The organism is Alkalinema sp. FACHB-956, from assembly GCF_014697025.1.
Classification (GTDB): domain Bacteria; phylum Cyanobacteriota; class Cyanobacteriia; order Leptolyngbyales; family Leptolyngbyaceae; genus Alkalinema.
In genome coordinates this window covers 1-5,891 of sequence record NZ_JACJRC010000058.1, presented here as the reverse complement: position 1 = coordinate 5,891, position 5,891 = coordinate 1, and the positions used below count along the sequence as shown (strand labels likewise).

Here is a 5,891-nt window from a genome sequence, read left to right as displayed (position 1 = left end):
TACAGATCCGATCCCCCCTAGCCCCCCTTAAAAAGGGGGGAATTTAGTCAAATTCTTTCAAAGTCCCCCTTTTTAAGGGGGATTTAGGGGGATCGTCATGGGTTGCAATCACAGGTTGATTTGGTATTAGACTGCAAACCTAGACTGCAAACCTAGACTGCGGATCTAGATTTCAAACCCACCACCAGGATCGTTAATCGACCCCATTCGGGATCCCTCGATCCTGGCAACGCTATCCCTCACGCTCAGACAAGTTCAACTTAAAACAAGTCCAATCTACGACAAGTTAAATCTAAGACAAGTTCAACCCTTTGGGATAGTTTTGTTCTGGGTTAATTAACCGCAATAACTTTTGTTTAACTTGGGCGTCGTAAATGCGCCACTTCATTTGGGCATATTCACTATTTTCTGAAAAGCCAGACAAGAAGCCGATCGGAATTTCAAAGCCTCCCGCTTGGGAACGGCCTCCGCCAAAAAAGCGCCCGTTGGAATCATGGCCAAAGGCTTCCTTGAGAAATTCGTCGGGATCGAGGGTGATTTTATTCGTCCGCAGCGATCCCACCACCATTTCTACTTCATCATCTTCGTCATGGACAATGCCATAGACCACCGCTGTGTGAACGTTATCCTCCGTCACCAAAAAGTCTGCGGCTTGGGGAATGGCATCCCGATCGTCATAGCGTAAATAACCCACCCCGGCAATGGAAAAGTTATTCTGAACGCAGCGATTTTTCAACGATCGCTCAATCACATCCATCACCGGACGCGATCGCGAAGATTGCAACACGGCATTTAACAACTGCGCATCATAGAACTTACTCAGATACGCCGCCGCTAAGAAATCTTCCTCTTGGGCTTGCATCAGGCGATTGGTATCCGATCTCAGACCATGCATCAGCGCCGTTGCACATTTGACATGTTCAGCGATGTTGCTATCAAACTTCAGTAGCCCCGCTTGGAGATACTGGGTCAAAATCGTCGCTGTTGCCCGTGTGTGGGTGCGAATATCAACATATTCAGCCCGCAGATCTTCCTGTAGGCTGTGGTGGTCGATAATGGCAATGATGGGAATTGCACTGTCCCTCAGAACCGACATCAACTGACTGGTGGTGCCTTGGTTATCGATCAGCACACAGCCGGAATACAGGGACAGATCCTTGGCACGCATGGTTTGCACAGTCCAACGCTGCAATGGAATCCCCGTTAATTTCACCAGTGCAATATTTTCTTGGTGGCTGAGAGTTCCCGCGTAGACAATTTCGCAATGAATGTCGTACTTTTGGGCAATCAACCGATAGGTCCAGGCTGAAGAGAGCGCATCCGGATCGGGAAAGTCTTGCAAAATGATAATCTGACGTTCTCCCCGATGGCGATCGAGCACTTGGCGAAACTGCTCAATTTTCTGTTCATTTTCCGGCAATCGGCAGGTGTCGTAGGACGATCTCCCGCGTATTTCCGCCCCGTAGCCATTACCATTTGTCAGTTGACTAATCGATTCAGGGACAACTATTTCCATGGTTGGGAACCCATTACGTGAAGGGAGAGGATCGGATTCGCCACTAGCTGAAGTCTTCTTAGCTGAGGTCTTCTTAGAGGAATCACTTGAATCAGGTTGCATAGGAGAAAAATCAGGGAATGAAGCTGAATCCTCAGAGTCAGTTAGTCATTAGATTCAGTTCGGTGTTGTAGGTGTCGCGTAGCCAAGAGAGCCTCCCCAGAAGGGCGGGAGAGAAGCGTGGAAGGAAACCGGAAGTTTACATTGGCTTAATATCCTTTACGTCTAATCACGGGGTGAGGCCAGAGATGAGATTATCCTTTAAATCTTCGCAAAAAACTTCAGAAAACAACATAGAGCAACCCTAGAAAACCCACAAGCCCTCCATTTTAAGATTAAGAAATTCTTAAAGTTAAGAATCCACCAGAAGTAAGAAGGCAGACAGAACTTTGGGAGCAGATGGCCTAGTCGCCCCCATCCTGCACCGATCGCTTAAGGTGGATGTGTTCTACTGGTTGCCTGAAGCAGGAAATTCCATGGCTGGATTGCGCACGATTGAAGCTTTAACTGGATTTTCAATCATCTACTCCTATCCCAAAGTCGCGATCGTTCGACTATTGCTGGGGGGTCTCATCTCTCTGGGGTTCACTGGAGGACTGTCAGTCGCTCCCTTACGCGCAGAGACTGCAAAAACGACTTCTACCGCAAAGACCACTTCTGTTGTAGCACCTGTCCTCGCCCCTGGGGAGAACTTAGTCGTGGAGGGAATTCCGCCCATCCCAGCCGCCCTCGTGGATCGGGTCAATCGCTACACCAATGCCCGATCGGCCAGCTTTGCCAGTTGGCACCCCAGCCGCCGGGAGATGCTGATTTCCACCCGGTTTGCGGACGTGCCCCAGGTGCATTGGTTGCGATCGCCCTTGGGAATGCGTAAACAAATGACGTTTTTCCCAGAGCGAGTCGCTGGATCCAGCTTTCAGCCTAGCCAAGGCAACTACTTTGTCTTCAGTAAGGATCTGGGGGGTAATGAGTTTAGCCAGAATTACCGCTATGACTGGACTACGGGGGAAGTTACCCTGTTGACCGATGGCAAATCCCGGAACAGCCGAGGCATCTGGAACCGCAGGGGTGATCGTATGGTCTACACCTCCACCCGCCGCACCGGCCAGGATAATGATTTCTACATCATCAACCCCACAGATCCCAAAAGCGATCGACTCCTGACCCAAGTGCAGGGCGGCGGCTGGGGACCACTGGATTGGTCGCCGGATGGCCGCACGATCGTTGCGATCGAATACATTTCCGCCAACGAAAGCCACCTCTGGACGATCGACACCCAAACAGGCCAGAAAACGCGGATTACCCCCCAAACTACGGAAAAAGTCGCCTACCGAGATGCCGTCTTTACCGCCGATGGCAAGGGCCTCTACCTGCTAACGGACAAGGACTCAGAGTTTATCCGTCTGGCCCAGGTGGATTTGGCCACCTTCCAGGCCACCTATCTGACCAACCACATTCCCTGGAATGTAGACGAACTGGCCCTCTCGGACAACGGCCAGCACCTCGCCTTTGTCACCAACGAGGATGGACTCAACGTTCTGCACATTTTAGAGACGGCAACGGGGCAAGTGCGTACCTTACCGAAGCTACCGGTTGGCTTGCTCTTTGGAATCAGTTGGCATCGCAACAATCGGGATCTAGGATTCACCTTCATGTCCGCAAAATCCACCGCTGATGTCTATTCCCTGGATATTCAAACCAATCGCATCACCCGCTGGACGGAAAGCGAAACGGGTGGACTCGACACCAGCCAGTTTGCGGATGCAGAACTGGTGCGCTGGAACAGTTTTGACGATAGAACCATTTCAGGATTTCTCTATCGTCCTCCCACCAGTAAATTTCCCGGCAAGCGTCCAGTCATTATCGATATCCATGGTGGCCCGGAAGGTCAATCGCAGCCCTATTTTTTAGGTCGAATGAACTACTACCTCAACGAACTGGGGGTGGCAATTCTATTCCCCAATGTGCGGGGATCTACGGGGTATGGCAAAACCTTCCTCACCTTGGATAACGGCTACAAACGGGAAGATTCCGTCAAGGATATCGGTGCATTGCTAGATTGGATCAAACAGCAGCCGGATTTGGATCCCGATCGTATCCTCGTCACGGGCGGCAGCTATGGCGGCTACATGTCCCTAGCAGTGGCGACGAAGTATAGCGATCGCATTCGGGCGGCGATCGACATTGTGGGGATTTCCAACTTTGTCACCTTTTTGGAAAAAACCGAGGGCTATCGGCGGGATCTGCGGCGGGTGGAATATGGGGATGAACGGGATCCCAAAATGCGAGCTTTCCTCAACCAGATTTCGCCCTTGACCAACGCTAGCAAAATCAAGGTGCCGCTTTTTGTCATCCATGGCAAAAACGATCCCCGAGTGCCACTCAACGAAGCGGAGCAAATCGTTAAAACCGTGCGGCAGAACGGTGTCCCTGTTTGGTATCTGATGGCAACCGATGAGGGTCATGGATTTAGCAAAAAGAAAAACGTCGATTATCAGTTTTATGCAACGGTGCTGTTTATTCAGGAGTATCTGTTGAAGTAGAGCGTAGGGTGTGAACGGGTGGACGGGCAGGCGGGTGGACGGGTAGGCGGGTGCGTTCGGCAATTAAGTTTGCTAATCGAACCCATCATGCAAATCGTTGCCCCGCCGATCCCGCTTTGCTGGACAATAGGGAATGCTAGCTGGTGATTCGATCGCCGTTTTGTTCCCGATCGGTGCCTCCGATCGCACCCCGATCGCCACCCTAACTCCACCATTTTGGTTTGCATCCATGAGAAAGCTAATCCGAGGGTTTCAAGAGTTCCAATCGAACTATTTTGAAGAAAAACGTGACCTGTTCGAACAACTCGCCCACGGGCAGCATCCACGGGTTCTATTCATCACCTGCTCGGACTCTCGGATTGCACCTAATATCATGCTCAATACGGATCCGGGTGAGTTATTTGTGATCCGGAATGCGGGCAATCTGATGCCTCCCTTTGGGGCGGCCAATGGCGGGGAGGGGGCATCGTTGGAATATGCCATCCATGCGCTGAATATTGACCAGATTATCGTCTGCGGCCACAACCACTGCGGGGCCATGAAGGGTCTGCTGAAGCTCAACCAACTTCAGGAAGAAATGCCCCTGGTCTATGACTGGCTGAAACATGCCGAGGCCACCCGGCGGCTACTCAAGGAAAACTACAGCCAGTACGAAGGGGAAGAGCTGCTGGACATCGCCGTGGCGGAAAATGTCCTGACTCAGATCGAGAATTTGAAAACCTATCCCGTTGTACGATCTCGCCTGCATCAAGGCAAGTTACACATCTACGGCTGGATCTATGAGATCGAGTCCGGTGAAATTTTGGCCTACGATCCGGATATGAACGAGTTCAAAGCGCCCCAATCAATGCTGTATCCGGAAGACAAGCCCCAGCTAGAAGTGCGTCCCGGCAAGTTTGTCCATACGAGTGCGCCGCCGGTCTCCGAGGCAGACCAGCGTCATGCCGTGGCCGCCAAACCTGCACCGTCCAATGGCCAGTCACAGCCTGTTAATCGCAATAGCCAATCGGCTGATTATCTCAGTGCACCTTGGGTCATGCCAGAACAGGCCGAGCGGATTTATCGCGGCTCCGCTAACCAGCGATAGTTCGATCTACTGAGGAACAGCTCTGACGAGGAACAGCTCTGACATGGACACGGTTTTTAGTGCCTCCGTCAGAGCTGTTTTCTTCTTCTAGACCTTCTGCGACTCCAACCGCCGATCGCCCCTCATCTTCGGAGCGATCGCAGCTATTGAGAAGGGCGATCGCTGATAATAGATCCATCGGGCGCAGTTCTCACCAGGTTCTAGCCTATGACAGATCTACTCTCCACTGACTTAGCCTCTGCCCCCTTCCCAGACCACACGCAGTTGCCGGAGTGCGATTATTACCCACGGGACAGGAAGCGGCCCAGCAGGCTCTAGAAGAAAAGGAACAAGCCTTAGAAAAACGCGATCGAGAACGAGTGAAATAGCAACAATTAGCGGAAAAGCGACGATCGCTGCCTGCTGAGCAACTCGCGCTTCTCGGCATTTCTATCAATGACTTGGAGTAGGCGTTGTCCCCAAATCGCCAAGTGGGGCAAGAGTTCAGTGATTTCTACTCCTGAACTCTTGCCCGGTTTAATCAGTGCGTAACGCCTGGAAATACATTACCCACTGTTGTCCAAATGGGGCATTTGGATATATAGCTGTAGCCAGTTTAGTTAGGACGCTGCCTGATGGAGGACAGCTTCTATGGCCTCGCGCAAAGTTGGGTACTGATCTAACTGGCGACGAATCCGACTTTTCAACCAAGCCCAACACTTTTCAA

General features: G+C 51.5%; 3 protein-coding genes. 2 read left to right on the top strand and 1 reads right to left on the bottom strand.

Translation table 11 applies throughout. The annotated features are described in order from the left end of the window. Nucleotides 1-292: 292 nt before the first annotated feature. Nucleotides 293-1,516, bottom strand: coding sequence for a bifunctional oligoribonuclease/PAP phosphatase NrnA (locus tag H6G21_RS25265; RefSeq protein ID WP_190577409.1), 1,224 nt, complete (start codon nucleotides 1,514-1,516; stop codon nucleotides 293-295). A 428-nt stretch (nucleotides 1,517-1,944) separates the two neighbouring features. Here H6G21_RS25265 and H6G21_RS25260 point away from each other — a divergent pair, with 428 nt between their 5' ends. Continuing rightward, complete coding sequence (locus H6G21_RS25260) at nucleotides 1,945-4,098, top strand: S9 family peptidase (protein WP_242042056.1); 2,154 nt, start codon at nucleotides 1,945-1,947, stop codon at nucleotides 4,096-4,098. A gap of 229 nt (nucleotides 4,099-4,327) precedes the next feature. Then, nucleotides 4,328-5,185 (top strand): carbonic anhydrase, encoded by an 858-nt coding sequence (locus H6G21_RS25255; RefSeq protein ID WP_190577411.1) that lies wholly within the window; start codon nucleotides 4,328-4,330, stop codon nucleotides 5,183-5,185. The last annotated feature ends 706 nt before the right edge of the window (nucleotides 5,186-5,891 follow it).

Excerpts from the sequence above, each read along its gene's own strand:
- H6G21_RS25265 (WP_190577409.1), bottom strand. The coding sequence starts at position 1,516 with ATGGAAATAGTTGTCCCTGAATCGATTAGTCAACTGACAAATGGTAAT.
- H6G21_RS25255 (WP_190577411.1), top strand. The coding sequence starts at position 4,328 with ATGAGAAAGCTAATCCGAGGGTTTCAAGAGTTCCAATCGAACTATTTT.